Below are 20,075 nucleotides of genomic sequence, written 5' to 3' on the forward strand. Positions count from 1 at the left end.
CTACGTAAAGGATGAGCGCACAAAACAATTTGCTTATTCATTTCATGCTGCGGCTGATAGAAATGGATTTATTCTGGGAACGATTGTAACTCCAGGTAATATTCATGATAGTACGATGTTTGAACCCCTGCTTGAAAAGGTCATTGAAAACTGTGGAAAGCCTGATGCAGTTGCTGCTGACGCTGGCTATAAAACACCCGCCATTGCTCAATACTTAATAGAAAATAATATACGACCTGTATTACCCTATACACGCCCACGTACAAAGAAAAACTATTTAAGAAAACATGACTATGTGTATGATAAACATTTTGACTGTTACATATGTCCGGAAGGACAAGTCCTAGAATATAGAACAACTACTAAGGAAGGTTATCGTCAGTATTTCTCTAATCCGACTAAATGTAAGAATTGTTCTTTATTAGCTCAATGCACACAGAGCCAAAATCATCAAAAATTAATTCAACGGCATGTTTGGGAAGATTATTTAGAGGAAGCAGATCACCTTCGTTATACAACAGAGAATCGAATTATATATGCAAAACGGAAAGAAACTATTGAACGTGTGTTTGCTGATGCTAAAGAAAAGCATGGCATGCGGTGGACGACTTTAAGAGGCCTTAAAAAATTGTCCATGCAGGCGATGCTTACTTTTGCTGCAATGAATTTAAAGAAACTGGCAAACTGGACTTGGACTAGTCCAAAAATGGTATAATAATTGACCCCGTAGGGGTCAAATTAAAGTTAATATAGACCAAAAATTGCTTAAAATTTGAAAAGGCATTTCGAATTAAGTTTATTCGGAATGCCTTTTGTCTACAATCTGAATCCCTTGATAAACAAGGGTTTTTCGTTATTTATCCAATAGAACCTTCCATTTCGAACTTAATCAAACGGTTCATCTCAACAGCGTATTCCATTGGTAGTTCTTTTGTGAATGGCTCAATAAAGCCCATGACAATCATTTCAGTTGCTTCCTGCTCAGAAATTCCACGGCTCATTAGATAGAAAAGTTGTTCTTCTGAAACTTTAGAAACTTTCGCTTCGTGCTCAAGTGAAATGTTGTCATTTAAAATTTCGTTATATGGAATAGTATCTGAAGTAGATTGATTATCCATAATCAACGTGTCGCACTCGATATTGGCACGGGCACCATCCGCTTTGCGTCCGAAGTGGACAATACCACGGTAAGTTACCTTACCGCCCTGTTTAGAAATCGATTTAGAAACAATCGTTGAAGATGTATTTGGCGCAAGGTGGATCATTTTCGCTCCTGCATCTTGGTGCTGACCTTTACCGGCAATCGCAATGGATAATGTCATACCACGAGCGCCTTCACCTTTTAAAATAACGGCTGGATACTTCATCGTCAGCTTAGAACCAATGTTACCGTCAATCCATTCCATTGTTGCATTTTCTTCACAAACAGCCCGTTTTGTAACCAGATTATAAACGTTATTAGCCCAGTTCTGAATCGTTGTATAGCGGCAATAAGCACCTTTTTTAATGATAATTTCAACAACCGCACTGTGAAGAGAGTTAGTTGTGTAAACCGGCGCCGTACATCCTTCTACATAGTGAACATGAGCACCTTCATCTACGATAATAAGCGTTCTTTCAAATTGTCCCATATTCTCAGAGTTAATGCGGAAGTATGCTTGTAATGGAGTATCTACTTTTACACCTGGCGGAACATAAATAAAAGAGCCTCCAGACCAAACGGCAGAGTTCAAAGCCGCAAATTTGTTATCTGTTGGTGGAACAACTGTTGCCCAATGCTTACGGAAGATATCTTCATTTTCTTTTAAAGCAGAATCTGTATCCTTAAAGATAATACCTAATGCTTCTAAATCTTCCTTCATGTTATGGTAAACAACCTCAGATTCATATTGCGCAGAAACCCCTGCCAAATATTTTTGTTCTGCTTCAGGAATTCCAAGCTTATCAAAAGTTGCTTTAATTTCTTCAGGAACCTCGTCCCAAGAACGCTCTGATTTCTCAGATGGTTTTACATAATAAGTAATTTCATCAAAATCTAATGCATTTAGATCTCCGCCCCATTGAGGCATTGGCATGTTATAGAAATGCTCAAGAGATTTTAAACGGAAATCAAGCATCCATTGCGGTTCGCCCTTCATCTTAGAAATTTCTTCGACAATCTCACGTGTCAAACCACGCTTTGAGCGGAAAATGGAAACGTCCTTATCGGCAAAACCATATTTATAATCACCGATTTCCGGCATTTTTTTCGCCATCGTCGTATTCCTCCTTTGGAAACGGAGGGTCAGTATATGACCCATTCCGTTTGATTGTTGAGCTCATTCTGCTGATACTTTCTCTTGGTGTTAATGCTTTTCTTCTTCCTTGAGTCCTTTTTCCATTGCCTTCCATGCTAATGTTGCACATTTAATTCTGGCTGGAAATTTAGACACACCTGATAATGCTTCAATATCGCCTAAATCGATATCATCGTCATATTCTTTCCCTTGCATCATATCGGAAAAAATTTTCGACAACTTCAATGCGTCATCTATTTTTTTCCCTTTGATTGCTTGGGTCATCATAGAGGCAGATGACATAGAAATGGAACAGCCTTCGCCTTCAAATTTGGCATCACTTACAATGCCGTCTTCGACCTTGATTGTTAAACGAATCCGGTCACCACAAGTAGGGTTGTTCATATCAATGGTCAAATTGCCATCCTCTAAGATACCACGATTACGGGGATTTTTATAATGATCCATAATGACTTGACGGTACAATTGATCTAAGTTATTAGAAGACATCACTGAAATACTCCTTTGTTTTGACAAGCCCTTCAACAAGTTTATCAATATCTTCTTCCGTATTATATAGGTAAAAGCTTGCTCGAGCTGTAGCAGTTGCTTTTAACCATCTCATCAATGGTTGGGCACAATGATGGCCAGCGCGGACTGCGATCCCTTCTGCATCTAATACCGTTGCCACATCATGCGGATGCACATCCTGAATATTAAAGGTGACAACACCGGCACGTTTGGCTGGATCTAATGGACCATAGATTTGAATTCCTTCAATCTTTGCCATTTTTTCAAGTGCATAGGCAGCAAGTTTCTGTTCATGCTCTGCAATTTGATCAAGTCCAATTTCATTTAAAAAATCGATGGCAGCGCCGAGACCTACCGCACCAGCAATGATAGGGGTGCCTCCTTCGAACTTCCATGGAAGCTCTTTCCATGTAGAATCATACAATTCAACAAAATCAATCATCTCTCCGCCAAACTCAATCGGCTCCATATTTTCAAGTAAATGCTTTTTACCATATAAAACTCCGATACCGGTTGGGCCACACATTTTATGGCCGGAGAATGCTAGAAAATCACAGTTTAAATCTTGAACATCAATTTTCATATGTGGTGCACTTTGGGCACCATCTACGACCATAATCGCACCATTTTCATGCGCAATTTGAGCAATTTCCTTGATCGGATTAATAACGCCAAGAACATTAGAAACTTGCATAATCGATACAATCTTTGTATTGGACGTAACGGTTGCCCGAACATCGTCTAATGAAATTGTTCCATCCTCTTGAAGTGGGAGGTATTTCAATTGGGCTCCAGTTCGTTTAGCCACCTGCTGCCACGGGATGATATTACTATGATGCTCCATATAGGAAATAACGATCTCATCGCCTTCCTTCAAGTTTGCAGCAGCATAGCTTGCAGCGACCGTATTAAGGGCCGTTGTTGTCCCTCGCGTAAAAATTATTTCTTGAATCGACTTGGCGTTGATGAACTTTCGAACTTTTTCCCGTGCCCCTTCATAAGCATCCGTCGCTTTTGTTCCCAATGTATGAACACCACGATGGACATTGGAATTGTACTCACGGTAATATCTTTCAAGTGTTTCAATCACCTGAACCGGTTTTTGAGAGGTAGCCGCACTGTCTAAGTAAACAAGAGGTTTCCCATTTACTTCCTGATCCAAAATCGGAAACTGTTTGCGAATATCTTGGATATTCATTATCTTACTTTCCTTTCAATAACTTCCGTCAATTGCTGTTTTACTTTTTCAATTGGAAGTTGGTTTACCACCGGCGCAAGGAAACCATGAATAACTAAGCGCTCTGCTTCTGCCTTAGGAATTCCTCGGCTCATTAGATAATAAAGTTGAGTAGGATCCACACGTCCAACAGATGCCGCGTGTCCTGCTGTTACATCATCTTCGTCAATTAATAAAATTGGATTGGCATCTCCGCGTGCTTTTTCACTAAGCATTAATACGCGAGACTCTTGTTCAGCATTAGATTTGGAAGCACCATGCTCAATTTTTCCGATTCCGTTAAAAATGGAAGTAGCGCTATCCTTCATGACACCGTGCTTCAAGATATAACCTTCAGTATGTTTACCAAAGTGAACAACCTTGGTGGTGAAGTTTTGGATTTGCTCACCACGTCCAACTACTACGGTTTTTGTATCACCATAAGAGCCATCACCAAGTAGGTTTGTTGTATTTTCAGAAATAGTATTGCCCTCGTTCATTAATCCAAGCGCCCATTCAATACGGGAATCACGGCCGGTTACCCCGCGGCGGTTTACATAAGTGGTAACCCCTTTTGCCAAATTATCTACCGCTCCATATTGTACTCGGGCGTTCGTGTTGGCAATAACCTCAGTTAAAATGTTCGCTAATGTGTTCGATGTTTCCATTGTGGAAATATAGTTTTCAACATACGTCACAGAACTATTATCATCAGCAACCACTAGAACATGGTTAAAGAGATTCGCTTCATTATTATCATGTAAGAATACAGCCTGAATTGGTTCAGTGATTTGTACGTTTTTTGGAACATATAAGAATATGCCGCCGTTTACAAGCGCTGCATGTAAAGCAGTTAGACGGTGCTCATCTGCATTAATCGCTTGCGTCATATAGTATTTTTTCAATAAGTCACCGTGTTCGCGGGCTGCAGTAAAAATATCAGTAAAAATGACACCCTGTTTTTTTAGCTCATCAGACAACGTTAAATATGCCGGAGTCTGATTGCGTTGGATGTATAAATTTTGGCTTCCTGCATCCACGAGGGCTTTCACTTCATCCGGAAGATCAGCCAAAGATGTGAAGGCTTCACTTTTAACAGTGTGCTGATTAAAATTTGTGAAGTTCCACTTATCAATTTTGGTTTTATCCGGTTTTGGCATTGGAAGCTCTTCAAACTCGGCTAATGCTTTTAGCCTAAGCTCTTCAAACCAGACAGGTTCGCTCATTTCTTTGGAAAAAGAGCTGACGATACCTTTATCAATTGTTTCGATTGTCATGTTCATCCTCCTAACCGCAAGTCTTACGCTTCTTGCCCAACTGTTTCGTCTTCGATCCCAAGTTCTTTCTTAATCCAGTCGTACCCTTCTGCCTCTAAACGTTGAGCCAGCTCCGGTCCTCCAGATTTAACAACACGGCCTTGCATCATAACATGCACATAGTCAGGAGTAATATAGTTTAAAAGACGCTGATAGTGAGTGATAATTAAGCATCCAAAATCTTCACCGCGCATACTATTGACACCTTTTGATACAACCTTAAGGGCATCGATATCAAGTCCGGAGTCAATCTCATCGAGGATCGCAATTTTTGGTTCTAACATCATTAATTGTAAAATTTCGTTCCGTTTTTTCTCCCCACCTGAGAAACCTTCATTTAAGTAACGTTGCGCCATGTCTAAATCCATTTCAAGGAATTCCATCTTTTCATCCATTTTACGGATAAATTTCATTAATGAAATTTCGTTTCCTTCTCCTAGACGGCTATTGATCGCTGACCGTAAGAAGTCTGCATTCGTTACACCAGTGATTTCACTTGGATATTGCATAGCTAAAAATAGACCAGCACGTGCACGCTCATCTACTTCCATTTCTAGAACATTTTGACCATCTAGTGTGATGCTACCACTTGTTACTTCATATTTTGGATGACCCATGATCGCTGCTGATAAAGTAGATTTACCAGTTCCGTTTGGTCCCATGATTGCGTGAATCTCTCCGCCTTTTACTTCAAGGTTTACACCTTTCAAAATTTCTTTTCCATCAATTGCCACATGTAAATCCTTGATTGTTAAAGTTGATCCAGCCATATTAATACCTCCGACAAAGAATGTTTGTATTATCAGATCCTAACATCTCTAATATCATTCTCATTTTATTCTCATTACAATCTTATAACATATTAAATGTGTTAGCAACCTTTATACTGTATAAACCTAGCTTTTATTTTCAATAAAGAATAGCTAATTGAGAATGAATTTCAAATTAGGAACAATCTTCTAATATTATAGTAGATAAAAAATATGTAAAATAAACTCGAATAAAATCATAACCCATTTTCAATATAATTGCCAATGGTACAATTGCCTATCAAATCTATTTTTACCATCAAATCTTGTTTCAATGTAAAGAAATAAGAAAAGCCAGTGAATCATCCTCACTGACTTTTCTAACCTATTTTCTACTTATATTAATTATTCAGATACTGGTACAACAGCACCATCATATTTCTCTAAAATAAAATCTTGGATTTCTTTCGAATGTAAAACATCGATAAGCGCTTTGATTTCTTCCTTGTTTTCGTCCCCTTTACGAACAGCAATGACGTTTACATATGGAGACTCTTTATCTTCAATGGCGATTGAATCTTTTAATGGATTTAAGCCGGCATCGATCGCGTAGTTAGAGTTGATTAACACGGCATCTCCTTCACCTTTATTATAGATTTGTGGAAGAAGTGCTGCCTCATAGTTTGCATCAAATTTAAGCTTCTTAGGATTCTCTACTACATCTTTAATTTCAGCTTTTGTCTTATCAATGTCATCTTTTAGTTTAATTAGTCCTTCTTTTTCAAGTAAGGATAAAAGACGTCCATGGTCAGCGACAGAGTTACTCATGATAAGATGTGCACCTTCTGGAAGGTCGCTAAGTTTTTTGTACTTTTTGGAATAAACACCAATTGGCTCAATATGGATACCACCTGCATTGACAAATCCATAACCGAATTCTTCATTTTGAGCATTCAAGTAAGGGATATGCTGGAAGTAGTTAGCATCCAATTCTTTCGATGCTAATGACTTGTTAGGTAATACATAATCTTGGAATGTCTCGATTTTCAGGTCAATGCCTTTCTCCTTTAATAGTGGTTTTGCTTCTTCTAAAATTTCAGCATGTGGTACGTTGGATGCACCGACTACTAACGTTTTTGATTCTTTATCCCCGCTATCCCCAGCGTTTTCTTTGTCATTTCCCGTTCCACAAGCAGCGAGAACAAAAGCAAGCGTTAATGCAAAAAATACATTTAACCATTTTTTCATTGTCTAGACTCTCCTTTATCGTTTATCTAATTTTGAAGTGATAAAATCACCAATAAACTGAATCGCAAATACGATAACTAAAATGATAATGGTTGCAACTAAGGTTACGTCATTATTTCCTCGCTGGAAGCCTTGGAGATAGGCGAGGTTTCCCAATCCTCCTGCACCTATGACACCTGCCATGGCTGTATAGCTAACCAAGGCAATGGCTGTTACCGTAATTCCGGAAACAAGTGCCGGCATGGATTCCGGTAACAATACCTTCCAAATAATCGTTCTGGTAGTAGCTCCCATGGATTTGGCCGCTTCAATCACACCTTTATCAATTTCACGAAGGCCAATTTCAACCATTCTTGCATAAAACGGGGCGGAACCAATAATTAAAGCTGGCAATGCTGCATTTTCGCCAATCATTGTTTGAAAGATTAACATGGTTAATGGAATTAATAATACAATCAAAATAATAAATGGAATGGAACGGAAAATATTTACGATGGCACTTATGACTAAGTTAATCGGCTTATTAGCCCACAAATTTCCCGGTGATGTTAAGAATAAAAGCATACCAAGAATGATGCCCAACACAAATGTAATTAATACAGAAATGCCCGTCATATACAAAGTTTCCAACGTTGCCTGCCACATCGCCGACCAATCAACATTTTGAAAATAACCTTCTTGATTATTCACCTGTAACCACCTCCACTCCTACCTTTTGGGAACGAATATATTCTATGGCTTTACTGATTTCTGCTTGGTCCCCGTCGATATGAATGAAAAGAGTTCCGTATGAACCGCTTTGCGTTTGTGAAATCTTCCCTTGTAATATATTGACTGTCACATGGTGATGACGAATCAAATGAGTGATCAGTGGCTGCTCAGCGGAATCACCAATAAAGGTTAACTTGACAATGGAACCTGAATGATAACGCTCCAGTAAATGCTCAATGGTTTCTTTTGTTTCTTCCGGCTCTGTCACTTGTTGAACAAATCGCTTTGTAATCGGCTGATTAGGGTTTTTAAACACATCGAGAACTTGACCAAGTTCTACAATTCTTCCATTTTCCATAACAGCTACACGATGACAGATTTTCCTAATGACATGCATTTCATGAGTAATTAACACAATCGTTAAGCCTAGTTTTTTGTTAATATCTACTAATAGATCCAAGATGGAATCGGTAGTTTGTGGATCAAGTGCAGAGGTAGCTTCATCACAAAGCAATACCTTAGGATTATTGGCAAGCGCTCGGGCAATCCCGACCCTTTGCTTCTGACCTCCACTTAATTGAGATGGATAGGCATCTTCTCTACCTTCTAGACCAACTAATTGAATCAACTCGGCTACCCTTTTTTTCCTCTCTGGGGCTTTCACACCAGCAATTTCTAATGGGAAAGCAATATTTTCACTAACAGTTCTTGACCATAAGAGGTTGAAATGCTGAAAAATCATACTAATTTCTTGCCTTGCCTGTCGAAGCTCGCTTCCTTTAATTTTGGAAATTTCCCGGCCCGCCACTGTTACAGAACCATCTGTCGGAATTTCCAAACCATTCAGCATACGAATTAAAGTACTCTTTCCGGCACCACTATATCCGATGATTCCGAAGATTTCGCCTTTTTTAATTTCAAGATTCACTTCATCCACAGCTATAAGCAGGCCATGTTTGGAAGGAAAAATCTTTCGGACGTTTTTAATCGATATCATGAACTCACCTGCTTCTTATCCGAATTAAATTTATATTTTGACTTTTTTTCTGAAAAGGATTTGATCATTGGCCGGCAAAAAAGGAATTACTTGCCACCAATAAATTCTTATAAAAAATGCCTTTCCGCACAGGCAGAAAGGCATCATAAAACAACAATTCCTTTCTCCCATCTCTCAAAGCAACATGCTTTGTGTGAATTGGCACCATTTCAATTCAAAGAATTGACGGTTGCCGGGCTTCATTGGGCACATCCCTCCACCTCTCTTGATAAGAGCGTTTAAACAATCCTATATTCAGTTAACACATCGTTGTGTGTAAAAGTCAGAAAATATTTTACGATGGCTATCGTATCACGGATAAAAACAGGTGTCAATGGAAATTTTTAATAATACTTAGGCTTTCGTTTTTAAAGAGGTGATACCTGTTGCTACTTCGATGGCATCTTCTAAGTCTTCAATTAAATCCTCTACATTTTCAATCCCAATAGATAATCGAATCAAGTCCTCAGACACACCGGATGCCTTTAATCCTTCCACATCGAGCTGTTGATGGGTGGTACTTGCCGGGTGAATAATCAAGCTCTTAGCATCACCGACATTCGCTACATGCGCCCAAATCTTAATGGAATCTATTAATTTTGCTCCAGCTTCTCTTCCACCTTTAATTCCGAAGATAACAATAGAGCCAGCCCCTTTAGGCAAATACTTTTGAGCAAGCTCGTAGTCAGGGTGAGAAGCATCCCCTGGATATGAAACCCACTCAACCGCTGGATGGCTCTTCAAGTATTTAACAACCTCTTTCGCATTGGCTACATGTTCTTTCATCCGTACATGCAATGTTTCCAAACCTAATACAAATTGAAATGCATTTTGCGGACTTAACGAAGGACCCATATCTCGTAGCAGTTGAACACGTGCTTTAATAATATACGCAAGTGGTCCCAGTGCCTCTGCATAAACAAGATTATTGTAGCTTGGATCTGGTGTTGTGAAGCCAGGGAATTTCGGAGAATTCCAATCAAATTTACCGCCATCTACAATGATGCCTCCAGTTGTCGTACCATTTCCTAACAGCCACTTTGTAGCAGAGTGAACCACAATATCTGCCCCATGTTCAATCGGACGGCATAAATATGGAGTAGCAAATGTATTATCAACAATTAATGGTATCCCCGCTTTATGTGCAATATTTGCCACTTTTTCAATATCCAACACGCGCAAACTTGGATTTCCAATAGTTTCAGCAAAGACCGCTTTTGTTTTTTCCGTAATAGCTGCCCGGAAATTCTCCGGATCCTCTGGGTCGACAAACTTTACGTTAATCCCGTATTTAGGAAGAGTCACAGCAAATAAATTGTATGTTCCACCATATAGTGTGGAAGCTGACACAATTTCATCTCCAGCTTCGGCAAGGTTAAGAATCGCGAGCGTTATAGCTGCCATACCACTTGCTACCGCAAGTGCTCCAACTCCTCCTTCCAAAAGTGCCACCCTTTCCTCAAAAACCGTTGTTGTTGGGTTATGGATACGTGTATATATATATCCTTGCTCTGCCAGTGCAAAGAGGTTTGCGGCATGTTCTGTATTTTTAAATTGGTAGGCATTGTTTTGATAAATAGGAACTGCTCGTGCCCCTGTTACCGGATCAGGAGACAATCCTCCATGAACACTTAATGTCTCAAAGCGATATTTCTTTTCCTTTGCCGTCATTGTTCTCTCTCCCTTCTAAAAATAAAAATCCCCTGCTTCATAAGAAGAGGGGGAATACTCTTCTTATCTTTCAGAGCTAAAAGCTCTGCTGGATTTAGCACCGTGTTTCAAATACCGGTTGCCGGGCTTCACTGGGCCAGTCCCTCCGCCTCTCTTGATAAGAATCTTTATGTAAGTCTTTTAATGTACGAATATTTAAAAAAATCATACATGAAGTTTAATTCCGAGTCAATAGGTTTGATTAAAGATTTTATTAATTTTGGAGATAAGCAATCATTCAAAATTAGAGTGAAATAAAAACTAACAAAATAATTCCTCCATTATATGATGGAGGAATTTATGAAAGAAATCCAACTCAATTATTTCTATTTTTTAACATCAACCTACCAATCCAGAAGACTCCTACACCAAGAATGAGCAGAAATAATATTTGAACAACTTGAAAAATCAAATCTCCTACAAACATGGAGAGATTCTCCTTGCACACATGTAATTTATTTGAATTTTACGTAACTAATTTCTAAACCATAAAAATCCAATTATATAAATTACTATTCATTATTAAGGTAAAAATTGTTAGAGTAAAGATGACGAATTTACAATTCTGCTTTCCTCTTTTGGTCATCCCTTAGATAACCTTCTGGGTAATTCCTAAACGTGCCACGTTCTGATTTGTTTCTCTCCTCTTTTTCATTTTTTCATTTCGTGAATTGGCTAAATAAAAAATAGACTCCAGTAATAATACTGTCCGCAATGGTGCAGTAATGGTGAGGCTACCGATTCGTTCAAGCGTTCTTAGTTTTTCTTGACCCTTAAGGAGCTGCGCCAATCCATCACTGCTCCCACTGATGAGGCAATGGGGCTGTGAATCGTTTCTTTCATGAAGGAATAATATTTCCCCATTTTTGATGATAAACTGAATGGTTTGCTGTTCGCTTTTTAGGACAACCCGGATATCTACTTGATCAATTAATGGGAAAAGATGGTTACGTTTCTTCACTTCTTGTAAAAAAACTTGTACAGCTTCAATCATTATTCCTCACTCCGATTCACTAGTCTTACCTTATTATTTAAGCAATGCCCCTTTAATTCCTTTTACAATTGCTCGACAAATGTCTCGTATTATTAGCCATTTCCCAGAAAATATGTCGGAAAATGTACCCAATGAGAAAGAAGTGGAGAAAGTTCAAGAGGAAATCATTTGTAGAGAAAAGATGATGAGGAAAAAATGTTGGTAACATATGTAAGAAATCAAAATAAACTTTTTAGCCTAAAAAAATGACGCCCTCGATAGGCGTCTAGCAAATCTCAACCAAAATGTTCATTTATTTTTTCTAGCAAGTACGGCACAGAACGAAATGCATAGATCGTATCAGTTACTTCTCCTCCACGGATGAACAATAAACAGGGGACACTTTCAATTCCAAAGTCCATCGCCAAATCCGGATAAAAATTTAAATTCATTTTCCCCATATCAATAGGAGCAATTTCCTTAATTACCTCAAGCATTTTTCCTGCTAACTGGCAAGTACCGCACATTGGCGTATAAAAATAAAGCAATCCATTCCCACCATTTTCAAGGAAGGAGGTCAAATCATTTCGGTTCCATTCATTCATAATAGCCATTATCCCATCTCTAAATACTCAGTATGGACATCGATATTGGCGCTCAGCAGTACTGTAGCTAAATGATGCACAGGTGCGGTGGCCACCTCTCGATACATCCTATCTATATATAAATGCTCTGCATTTGGAAATTCACGTTTAAATAGCTTTCGAAGCTTTTCACCTGCTTCGTCGGCATCAACAAGAATATATACATCCTTGTCTTCAAGGAAATCAATCCATTCATCAAGCTTACTGTGACTAATGGTTCCATTCGTACATATAATTTCTAGTGGTTCCTTGACAATATTTTTTACTTTGTTTTTATCCGATTTTCCTTCAACGATCAATACTTTGTCAACATACAAATCTTTCATCATCCATCACCCGAGATAGAAATCTGTTTTATGTTAACATATTCCAAATTCCAATACTTGTGCTCTAATTAATTATGTTAACTATATCATTATTAGTGGTATTAACAATAGGTATTTGCTCATGAATGATGAAAAAATTCTCACGTTTGCACCATCCACTATTATTATAGACTAATATTCCTTTCCACCGATTTTATGTTAAGATTCCCTATAATTGCATTAGAAATAGTGGAAATTTATGCAAAAAAGCACCCTCAAAAGGTGCTTTTCCAAAAAATTAATCTTCTTTAATCATTTCTTCATATTGTTCTGCTGTTAAAAGTTCGTCTAATTCACCGCTGTTTGAAGGTTCTACGACAATCATCCAAGCCTTTTCATATGGTGATTCGTTAACAAATTCAGGGCTATCGTTTAATTCTTCGTTAATTTCCACTATCTTACCACTAACAGGAGCATAAAGTTCAGACACGGTTTTTACAGATTCTACACTTCCAAATGGTTCGTTAACCGTTACTTCATCGCCCACTTCTGGAAGTTCAACGAAAACAATATCCCCTAGCTCAGATTGAGCAAAGTCCGTAATACCAATACGAATCTTTCCATCTTCTACTTTTACCCATTCATGTTCTTTTGAATAACGTAATTCTTTTGGTACGCTCATTGCTTAAATCCCTCCATATATGTTTATCAAAAAAATTTATCATCGAAATAATTCGATTTCACAGGAATAAATGGAAGCAGGCTTTTATTTAAGCCACATTTTTTCATACTCTTCTTCTTTAAAACCAACAGTTACATGTTCACCATCTGTTAACAGAGGCCTTTTTATTAACATGCCGTCTGAGGCCAACAAATCCAATAATTCATCCTCCGTTGCGGTTTTCAGACGATCTTTAACACCGAGTTCACGATATTTCTGCCCGCTAGTGTTAAAAAACTTTTTTAATTCCAGTCCGCTTTTATGATATAAATCCACTAATTCCTCACGGGAAGGAGGATTTTCGACAATATGTACTGTCTCATAAGCAAGATTATGTTCATCCAGCCATTTCTTTGCTTTACGGCAAGTCCCGCATTTCGGATACCAGTAAAAAGTTAGAGACACCCATGATCACCGCCTATTCAATTTCAATGCCATTTTACCATAAGGCTTTTGAAAAACCTAATAGTGACAATATGCAATTTTCAACCATCGGATAAATTCGACATCTTTTGTAGAATTTCCTCCTTCATAAAAAAATATTTTCCACTCTATTCAGAAAAGCATGAGCGCCCCTAGCAGCGGCCAGTCGTGCAAGGCATTAACTACCGTAGCCTTCCTCTCCTACTGAAATAATCGATGTTAGCGAGGTAAATCTTCTAGACGCTAAGGACGCTTATTCAAGACTAATCCTAAAGTCAAAAATGATTTTTTTAACACAAAAATAAAAAAAGCTTCCCTCATTTATGAAGGAAGCCCATATTGATCGTTACACGACGTAACGCTCAGCTTCAATTAGAACATCAGCCGCTTCACGCTTTTTCGCAATGACGTTCACTGGAGTGTGACGAGTTAACTTGCGAAGCATAGATAACATCAAACGTAACATATCGCCTTCTTCCACAGCAATGAGTGTTTCTTTGGCACTCGCTTCGATTTCATTAAATGCCTCTTGGCAGAAGATTTGTGTATAAAGGACCTTTTGTTTATGCTTATCAGCACCGTCTTTTTGGATGGCCTTTTCCGTACGTAATACGACAGATTCCATTGCATAAACATTAGACACGACGTCAGCAATGTTTGCAAGGATTTCTTGCTCTTTTTCAAGAGCTTTGCCAAATTTCTGAGCGGCCAATCCAACTAAGAGAAGGGCCATTTTCTTCGCATTTTTCAATAAATATTTTTCTTGAGCTAGTAGTTCATCGCCTGGTTCTTCCGGCATTAACATCATGACTTCTTCTTGAAGGGTCATGGCCTTTTGGAATAATGGGAGATCGCCTTTCATTGCCTTTTTCACCAAGGTTCCAGGAACGAGCAGGCGGTTGATTTCATTTGTTCCTTCGAAAATGCGGTTGATGCGTGCATCCCGATACGCTCTTTCAATTGGATATTCCTGCATATATCCGTATCCACCGTGGATTTGCACTCCTTCATCAACGACATAAGATAGAACTTCACTTGCAAAAAATTTATTGACCGAGCATTCTACCGCATATTCAGCAATGGCACTTGCTAGCTTCTTAATATCTTTTACTTCTTCTGCAGAAAGCTTCCCTTGATTATTTTCATATAAACCTACAGTTCGATAAACAGAGCTTTCAGCCGCATATATTTTCGAAGCCATCGTCCCATATTTCTCTTTTGTTAAATTGAATTGAGAGATAGGTGTATTAAACTGCTTGCGCCCATTTGCATATTGCACGGTCATATCAAAAGCTTTTTTCGCTCCTCCGATAGCGCCTACAGCCAATTTATAACGACCAATATTTAAAATGTTAAAGGCAATCACATGACCTTTTCCAGGTTCACCTAATAGATTTTCTACCGGAACAGGCACTTCCTCTAAAATAAGCGTTCGAGTGGAAGAAGATTTAATTCCCATTTTCTTTTCTTCCGCCCCAGTTGAAACTCCTGGAAAATCTCTTTCAACGATAAAAGCAGAGAAGTGCTCTCCATCAATTTTGGCATATACGACAAAAACATCTGCAAAACCGGCGTTCGTAATCCATTGCTTTTCACCATTTAGAATATAATGAGTGCCAGCCGCATTAAGTTTAGCGGTTGTTTTTGCCCCAAGAGCATCGGATCCCGAGCCTGGCTCCGTTAAAGCGTAAGCAGCAATTTTTTCTCCGGAAGCGAGGGCCGGAAGATACTTTTTCTTTTGCTCTTCATTTCCAAATAAAACAATTGGGAGAGAGCCAATACCCACGTGCGCTCCATAAGAAAGGGAGAACCCTCCAGCACCAGCCATTTTCTCAGTAATGACAGAGGATGTAATCTTGTCTAAGCCAAGTCCTTCATATTCTTCAGGGATATCGACGGCTAACAAGCCCAGTTCCCCCATTTTCTTTAACAGCTTAACCGTGCGATCAAATTCATGGTTCTCCAAATGTTCAAGTTGTGGGAGTACTTCTTTTTCAACAAAGTCTTCCGCTGTTTGTGCAATCATTAAATGCTCATCTGAAAAATCTTCCGGTGTAAACATATCTTCATAAGAAAGATCTTCAATTAAAAAGCTCCCGCCCTTTACAACCTTTTTTATTTCAGTCATGTAAAACTCCTCCTAAATTAGTTTGAAAGCTGTCGTTTGAAACAACAAGGTTTTTTTAAAGCAATTCGAATACGCCTGCAGCACCCATGCCTCCGCCGATACACATTGTTACAACACCGAACTGTTTTTGTCTGCGTTTTAATTCGTTGATTAGTGTTAATGTAAGCTTTGCTCCTGTACAACCAAGCGGGTGTCCAAGGGCAATGGCTCCACCGTTTACGTTCACTTTCTCTTCATCTAGACCAAGTTCCCGGATGACCTGAATAGACTGGGAAGCAAACGCTTCATTCAACTCGAATAAATCGATGTCGGACAATTCAAGCCCCGCAAGCTTTAGCGCTTTTGGTACAGCCACGACAGGACCGACACCCATAATTTCAGGTGGTACACCGCCTACTGCAAAAGACTTAAATTTGGCAAGTGGCTTTAAGCCAAGTGCTTCTGCTTTTTCTCGCTCCATAATCATGACAGCGGCTGCCCCATCACTTGTTTGAGAAGCATTCCCCGCGGTTACCGAACCATTAATCGAGAATGCTGGGCGAAGCTTTGCCAATGTTTCCAAATTTGTATCTGGACGAACCCCTTCATCCTGAGTAAATTGAAAGGTTTTTTCCACCAACTTATTGTCCTTTCCGACGGAGCGAATCGTAACATCCACCGGTACAATTTCATCGATAAATTTGCCTTCTTGAATCGCTTTATAGGCACGTTGATGACTTCTAACCGCAAAGGCATCCTGCTCTTCACGGGTAATTCCATATTTTTTTGCCACCTCTTCAGCTGTATGCCCCATGCCCATGTAATATTCCGAAGCCTTTTCTACAAGTTTCACGTTTGGCCGGATCACATGTCCGCCCATTGGTAGCATGCTCATGGATTCCACTCCACACGCAATCGCCGTATCCGTGTGACCGAGCATGATGGATTGAGCTGCATAAGCAATTGCCTGCAATCCGGATGAACAGAATCGATTAACTGTGATGGCTGGCACGGTGTGGGGTAGACCAGCCAATGCCCCAATATTTCTTGCCACGTTCATTCCTTGCTCCGCCTCTGGTGTCGCACAGCCTATGATTAAATCATCAATATTACCCTCGTAGTTTCCGGCACGTTTCAATGTTTCTTTAACCACTAATGCTCCTAAATCATCCGGACGAACCTGGGCGAGCGATCCTTTTTTAGCTTTACCAACCGGGGTTCTCGCTCCAGCTACGATTACCGCTTCTCTCATTTCGTTCCCTCTCTTTCTCTTATATTTAAAAAATATGAGTCTATTTTTTATAAGAAGGGAAAACCTCCATTCATCTTAATTTCTTAATGGTTTACCCTTCACAAGCATGTGCTGCATGCGCTGTTGTGTTTTTGGCTCCTTAATTAAGCTTAAGAATGCCTCCCTTTCAAGTTCCAATAGATATTCCTCATCCACTTCGGTTCCGAATGGGACTTTGCCACCAGCAATGACGTATGCGATCTTTTTCGCAATTTTCATGTCATGCTCAGATATATGACCGGATAGTTTCATTGCTTCTGCACCTAACAATAAAGTGGCATAACCAGTTTCCCCAACCACGGGTACCTTTTTCTTAACTCTTGGTTTATAGCCCTTTTCATGTAAAGCAAGGACGGCTTGCTTTGCATCATATAATAAATGGTCACTATTTATGCTGATTCCATCTGAATGGCTTAAGAAATTATATTCTCGAGCTTCCTCACCTGAAGTGGAAACTTTAACGGTGGCAATTAATTCAAATACTTTATTAGCAACCTGCTGTAGGTCAAACGGAACACCGTTTGGCATCTTTTCTAAATGCTTGATGTAAAGCTCTTTGTTACCACCGCCACCCGGCAATAAGCCTACACCGACTTCCACAAGACCCATATATGTTTCAATAGATGCTTGAATATGGGCTGCCGGCAAGCATACCTCTGCACCACCACCAAGTGTCATGCCAAATGGTGCTGCAACAATTGGTTTGGAGCTGTATTTCACTTTTAAAAGTGCCTTATGAAGCATGCGGATAACTAAATCAAGCTCATCATAGTTTTCATCCTGTGCTTCCATTAGCATCATGGCAAGGTTAGCTCCTACACAGAAGTTTTTGCCTTGATTCCCGATGACCAGCCCTTTGTAATTTTTCTCCACTTCATCTACAGCGAAATTAAGCATTTGAATGGTATCCAGCCCAAGCGCATTGTTTGGTGAGTGGAATTCTAATAAAGCGACACCGTCTCCGATATCTATCAAGCTGGCTCCACTGTTCTTTTTGATAACACCTTTTTGTTTTTTGATTTTCTTTAGGTCAATCACTTTAGGATTGAACTCAACAAGCTTATATTCTCCGTTATGATAAAAGTAAAGTTCATTATTTTCTTCTTTGTAGAATGATGTATGCCCATTATCGAGCATTTCCGTTACCCAGGATGGGATTTCCATACCTGCTTCCTTCATTTTTTGAACCGATTTTTCAACACCAATGGCATCCCATGCTTCAAATGGGCCGTGCTCCCAGCCAAAGCCCCATTTCATCGCGCGGTCAATGGATACGATATCATCAGCAATTTCGCCCAATAGTTTTGCAGCATATAAGAATACTTGTGAAAATGTATGCCATAAAAATTGACCAGCTCGGTCATTTGCATAAACAAGCGCTTTCAATTTGTTCGCTGTTCCTTTTTCCTGTTTAGCAAGCTCGATGGATGGTGCAAACAGTTTTTTACGCGGGCCATATTCTAATGTATTTGGATCGATTTCAAGAATTTCGTTCCCTTTCTTTAAGAAAAATCCTTGACCAGATTTGCTACCTAGCCAGCCATTTTCAACCATTTTCTTCATAAAGGCCGGTACTTCGAACACTTCCTTCTCTTTACCTTCTACTTTCTCATACACATTGCCAGCTACATGAACAAACGTATCCAATCCAACTACATCCAACGTCCGGTACGTTGCACTCTTCGCCCTTCCAATTAACGGTCCAGTAATCGAATCCACTTCCCCTACACTGTATCCGCCCTTCAACATTTCTCTTACTGTAACAAGAAGGCCGTATGTTCCAATTCGGTTGGCAATAAAATTAGGGGTATCTTTTGCTACAACCACACCTTTCCCTAATACATCTTCCCCAAACGTTTTCATGAAGGAGAGAACTTCTGGATCGGTGTATGGTGTCGGGATAATTTCCAACAATTTTAGGTAGCGCGGTGGATTAAAGAAATGTGTTCCAAGAAAATGTTTTTTAAAGTCTTCTGAACGGCCTTCCACCATAGCTTCAACGGAAATTCCAGATGTATTAGAGCTAACAATACTGCCAGGTTTTCGGTATTGGTCAACCTTTTCAAAAACCTGCTTCTTAACGTTTAAATTTTCAACTACAACCTCAATAATCCAGTCAACATCCTTTAACTTTCCTAGATCGTCTTCCAAGTTTCCAACTTCAATCAAATCGATATTCTTCTTAGATGTTAGGGGTGCCGGTTTTTGTTTTAATAATTTTTGAATGTTGTTTGTTACAATCCGATTACGTACTTGTTTGTCATTTAATGTAAGTCCTTTTCCTTCTTCTTCCTTCGTTAATTCACGCGGCACAATGTCCAGTAACAGCGTTGGAATTCCGATATTCACCAGATGGGCAGCAATACCTGATCCCATTACTCCAGAGCCCAGGACAGCTGCTTTTTTGATCAAATAACTCAACATTGTCTCCCCCTTCAACTTTGAATGAATACTCATTCATTTTTTTATGAAAAAAAATTTCCTTGCATTAAATCATTCGCTCATATTAACTATAAAATATTTAGAAAAATTACGCAATTAAAAATCATAAAAAATTAAAATTTTTTCGAAAATAAAATTTTACCTTGATTATGATAATTTTCTCTACCTAGGGGAATCTATTGACGAGGTGATGAAAGTGGCTAAAATGAAAAAAAATCCTACAAAAGCGGGTGTAAGTGCAGCTAGTGTCAGAGGAAATGCAGGCCCAGGCCGCGAAGCAAGCGGAGTGGACAAGCAAAATAGCCAAAATAATCAATATAAGAAATAATAATAAAAAAGGTGCCCAGCAATTGTGCTATTTGGGCACCTTTTTTGA

19 protein-coding genes and 2 riboswitches are annotated in these 20,075 nt (G+C 39.2%); of the genes, 2 read left to right on the forward strand and 17 right to left on the reverse strand.

The genetic code is table 11. From position 1 onward, the window contains the following. Positions 1-715, forward strand: a 715-nt coding sequence (locus G4Z05_RS00005; RefSeq protein WP_163249749.1) for a transposase, incomplete at its 5' end; no start/stop codon positions are given. Between the two features lie 142 nt (positions 716-857). Here G4Z05_RS00005 and sufB read toward each other — a convergent pair. From sufB to G4Z05_RS00090, 17 genes are all read right to left on the reverse strand, one after another. Beyond that, complete coding sequence (sufB, locus tag G4Z05_RS00010) at positions 858-2,255, reverse strand: Fe-S cluster assembly protein SufB (RefSeq protein WP_038537095.1); 1,398 nt, start codon at positions 2,253-2,255, stop codon at positions 858-860. Between the two features lie 90 nt (positions 2,256-2,345). Continuing rightward, the gene (gene sufU / locus G4Z05_RS00015) at positions 2,346-2,786 is read right to left on the reverse strand and encodes a Fe-S cluster assembly sulfur transfer protein SufU (RefSeq protein WP_163249751.1); all 441 of its coding nucleotides are present in this window, start codon (positions 2,784-2,786) and stop codon (positions 2,346-2,348) included. Continuing rightward, positions 2,776-4,005 (reverse strand): cysteine desulfurase, encoded by a 1,230-nt coding sequence (locus tag G4Z05_RS00020; RefSeq protein ID WP_163249753.1) that lies wholly within the window; start codon positions 4,003-4,005, stop codon positions 2,776-2,778. The genes sufU and G4Z05_RS00020 overlap by 11 nt, the downstream gene beginning before the upstream one ends. Beyond that, the gene (sufD, locus tag G4Z05_RS00025) at positions 4,005-5,300 is read right to left on the reverse strand and encodes a Fe-S cluster assembly protein SufD (RefSeq protein WP_163249755.1); all 1,296 of its coding nucleotides are present in this window, start codon (positions 5,298-5,300) and stop codon (positions 4,005-4,007) included. Before sufD ends, G4Z05_RS00020 begins: the two co-directional genes overlap by 1 nt. Positions 5,301-5,323: 23 nt before the next feature. Then, positions 5,324-6,109, reverse strand: a complete 786-nt coding sequence (gene sufC / locus G4Z05_RS00030) for a Fe-S cluster assembly ATPase SufC (RefSeq protein WP_163249757.1) — start codon at positions 6,107-6,109, stop codon at positions 5,324-5,326. A 384-nt stretch (positions 6,110-6,493) separates the two neighbouring features. Then, on the reverse strand, positions 6,494-7,336 hold the full coding sequence (locus G4Z05_RS00035) for a MetQ/NlpA family ABC transporter substrate-binding protein (RefSeq protein ID WP_163249759.1): 843 nt from the start codon (positions 7,334-7,336) through the stop codon (positions 6,494-6,496). A 15-nt stretch (positions 7,337-7,351) separates the two neighbouring features. Next, entirely contained in the window at positions 7,352-7,981 is a 630-nt protein-coding gene (locus G4Z05_RS00040) for a methionine ABC transporter permease (RefSeq protein WP_163250113.1), read from the reverse strand. Positions 7,982-8,018: 37 nt separating this feature from the next. Next, entirely contained in the window at positions 8,019-9,044 is a 1,026-nt protein-coding gene (locus G4Z05_RS00045) for a methionine ABC transporter ATP-binding protein (RefSeq protein ID WP_163249761.1), read from the reverse strand. Positions 9,045-9,208: 164 nt separating this feature from the next. Then, positions 9,209-9,319: riboswitch (SAM riboswitch) on the reverse strand. A 118-nt stretch (positions 9,320-9,437) separates the two neighbouring features. Next, positions 9,438-10,754, reverse strand: coding sequence for an O-acetylhomoserine aminocarboxypropyltransferase/cysteine synthase family protein (locus G4Z05_RS00050; protein WP_163249763.1), 1,317 nt, complete (start codon positions 10,752-10,754; stop codon positions 9,438-9,440). A 60-nt stretch (positions 10,755-10,814) separates the two neighbouring features. After that, a riboswitch (SAM riboswitch) is annotated at positions 10,815-10,918 on the reverse strand. 464 nt (positions 10,919-11,382) lie between these two features. Next, the gene (locus tag G4Z05_RS00055) at positions 11,383-11,787 is read right to left on the reverse strand and encodes an SCP2 sterol-binding domain-containing protein (protein WP_163249765.1); all 405 of its coding nucleotides are present in this window, start codon (positions 11,785-11,787) and stop codon (positions 11,383-11,385) included. 275 nt (positions 11,788-12,062) lie between these two features. Then, positions 12,063-12,380 carry a thioredoxin family protein gene (locus tag G4Z05_RS00060; RefSeq protein WP_240465276.1) on the reverse strand — a complete coding sequence of 106 codons (318 nt, stop codon included), beginning with the start codon at positions 12,378-12,380 and terminating at the stop codon, positions 12,063-12,065. Next, positions 12,380-12,736, reverse strand: a complete 357-nt coding sequence (locus tag G4Z05_RS00065) for a toprim domain-containing protein (RefSeq protein WP_163249767.1) — start codon at positions 12,734-12,736, stop codon at positions 12,380-12,382. The genes G4Z05_RS00060 and G4Z05_RS00065 overlap by 1 nt, the downstream gene beginning before the upstream one ends. A 277-nt stretch (positions 12,737-13,013) precedes the next feature. Then, positions 13,014-13,397 carry a glycine cleavage system protein GcvH gene (gene gcvH, locus G4Z05_RS00070; RefSeq protein ID WP_163249769.1) on the reverse strand — a complete coding sequence of 128 codons (384 nt, stop codon included), beginning with the start codon at positions 13,395-13,397 and terminating at the stop codon, positions 13,014-13,016. An 84-nt stretch (positions 13,398-13,481) separates the two neighbouring features. Beyond that, a complete protein-coding gene (locus G4Z05_RS00075; RefSeq protein ID WP_038537126.1) occupies positions 13,482-13,841 on the reverse strand; it encodes an arsenate reductase family protein in 360 nt (119 codons plus the stop codon). Positions 13,842-14,205: 364 nt separating this feature from the next. Next, positions 14,206-15,987: an acyl-CoA dehydrogenase family protein gene (locus tag G4Z05_RS00080; protein WP_163249771.1), complete on the reverse strand. Its 1,782-nt coding sequence runs from the start codon at positions 15,985-15,987 to the stop codon at positions 14,206-14,208. Between the two features lie 55 nt (positions 15,988-16,042). After that, complete coding sequence (locus tag G4Z05_RS00085; protein WP_163249773.1) at positions 16,043-17,218, reverse strand: acetyl-CoA C-acetyltransferase; 1,176 nt, start codon at positions 17,216-17,218, stop codon at positions 16,043-16,045. A gap of 75 nt (positions 17,219-17,293) precedes the next feature. Then, positions 17,294-19,678 (reverse strand): 3-hydroxyacyl-CoA dehydrogenase/enoyl-CoA hydratase family protein, encoded by a 2,385-nt coding sequence (locus tag G4Z05_RS00090; RefSeq protein WP_276207613.1) that lies wholly within the window; start codon positions 19,676-19,678, stop codon positions 17,294-17,296. 217 nt (positions 19,679-19,895) lie between these two features. Here G4Z05_RS00090 and G4Z05_RS00095 point away from each other — a divergent pair, with 217 nt between their 5' ends. After that, entirely contained in the window at positions 19,896-20,027 is a 132-nt protein-coding gene (locus G4Z05_RS00095; RefSeq protein WP_163249777.1) for a YuzL family protein, read from the forward strand. Positions 20,028-20,075 lie beyond the last annotated feature (48 nt).

Source organism: Neobacillus thermocopriae, assembly GCF_010975035.1.
In the GTDB taxonomy this organism is placed as follows: Bacteria; Bacillota; Bacilli; order Bacillales; family Cytobacillaceae; genus Neobacillus; species Neobacillus thermocopriae.

Excerpts from the sequence above, each read along its gene's own strand:
- sufB (WP_038537095.1), bottom strand. The coding sequence starts at position 2,255 with ATGGCGAAAAAAATGCCGGAAATCGGTGATTATAAATATGGTTTTGCC.
- sufU (WP_163249751.1), bottom strand. The coding sequence starts at position 2,786 with ATGTCTTCTAATAACTTAGATCAATTGTACCGTCAAGTCATTATGGAT.
- G4Z05_RS00020 (WP_163249753.1), bottom strand. The coding sequence starts at position 4,005 with ATGAATATCCAAGATATTCGCAAACAGTTTCCGATTTTGGATCAGGAA.
- sufD (WP_163249755.1), bottom strand. The coding sequence starts at position 5,300 with ATGACAATCGAAACAATTGATAAAGGTATCGTCAGCTCTTTTTCCAAA.
- sufC (WP_163249757.1), bottom strand. The coding sequence starts at position 6,109 with ATGGCTGGATCAACTTTAACAATCAAGGATTTACATGTGGCAATTGAT.
- G4Z05_RS00035 (WP_163249759.1), bottom strand. The coding sequence starts at position 7,336 with ATGAAAAAATGGTTAAATGTATTTTTTGCATTAACGCTTGCTTTTGTT.
- G4Z05_RS00040 (WP_163250113.1), bottom strand. The coding sequence starts at position 7,981 with ATGTGGCAGGCAACGTTGGAAACTTTGTATATGACGGGCATTTCTGTA.
- G4Z05_RS00045 (WP_163249761.1), bottom strand. The coding sequence starts at position 9,044 with ATGATATCGATTAAAAACGTCCGAAAGATTTTTCCTTCCAAACATGGC.
- G4Z05_RS00050 (WP_163249763.1), bottom strand. The coding sequence starts at position 10,754 with ATGACGGCAAAGGAAAAGAAATATCGCTTTGAGACATTAAGTGTTCAT.
- G4Z05_RS00055 (WP_163249765.1), bottom strand. The coding sequence starts at position 11,787 with ATGATTGAAGCTGTACAAGTTTTTTTACAAGAAGTGAAGAAACGTAAC.
- G4Z05_RS00060 (WP_240465276.1), bottom strand. The coding sequence starts at position 12,380 with ATGGCTATTATGAATGAATGGAACCGAAATGATTTGACCTCCTTCCTT.
- G4Z05_RS00065 (WP_163249767.1), bottom strand. The coding sequence starts at position 12,736 with ATGAAAGATTTGTATGTTGACAAAGTATTGATCGTTGAAGGAAAATCG.
- gcvH (WP_163249769.1), bottom strand. The coding sequence starts at position 13,397 with ATGAGCGTACCAAAAGAATTACGTTATTCAAAAGAACATGAATGGGTA.
- G4Z05_RS00080 (WP_163249771.1), bottom strand. The coding sequence starts at position 15,987 with ATGACTGAAATAAAAAAGGTTGTAAAGGGCGGGAGCTTTTTAATTGAA.
- G4Z05_RS00085 (WP_163249773.1), bottom strand. The coding sequence starts at position 17,218 with ATGAGAGAAGCGGTAATCGTAGCTGGAGCGAGAACCCCGGTTGGTAAA.